Origin of the sequence: Escherichia sp. TW14182 (assembly GCF_000208525.1) — a bacterium.
Lineage (GTDB): Bacteria > Pseudomonadota > Gammaproteobacteria > Enterobacterales > Enterobacteriaceae > Escherichia > Escherichia ruysiae.
The window spans coordinates 1-561 of the sequence record NZ_AEJZ01000289.1 but is presented as its reverse complement, the minus strand read 5'-3'; the positions used below and the strand labels follow the sequence as shown (position 1 = coordinate 561).

Sequence of the window (561 nt, the reverse complement as noted above, 5' to 3'; positions counted from 1 at the left end):
CGGATAAGGCGTTCACGCCGCATCCGGCGGCTCTGCCATAATGCCTGATGCGACGCTTACCGCGTCTTATCAGGCCTACAAATCGGCATTATCTCTTTTGGTTGTCGCACTCCACCAACACCTGCAATAACTGGCTTAGTGCCGCGTAAAAACCAAAGCTATCATACTGACGGCAACGCGCAGCAAACTCCGGTAACCAGCGCCACAGCGCCGTCAGTGTTTTTTGCCGCAAACTTTCGATTCCTCGCGCAGGAACGGTCCCCTCTCCCAGCGAAAAATGCAGATGACTCAACAACTCGAGATAGATCGCCAGATGATCTGCCGGTTCGTTGAAATTGCCGCTGGTTTCCATCCCCGCCTCAACTAACAAGCGTTTAATCTCTTGCTCGTCCTGTTTGTAGGCCGATGCATACGGCAGCGCGGCTTGTTTGTCGGTCATCAGAAACAGGCCGCAAAAGTCAGCGGCCAGTTCCAGACGGGCATCGTCACGTACTGTCAGCGTGGCAATACGGTTTTCCAGATCATTCACCGCCGCTGTGAGCGGCGGGGGGCTCTTTCTAT

1 protein-coding gene is annotated in these 561 nt (G+C 54.5%); it reads right to left on the bottom strand.

Annotation, left to right across the window (positions count from 1 at the left end):
* Nucleotides 1–88: 88 nt before the first annotated feature.
* On the bottom strand, nucleotides 89–561 hold a 473-nt coding region (torD, locus tag EQY_RS0120095), incomplete at its 5' end, for a molecular chaperone TorD (RefSeq protein ID WP_000306448.1).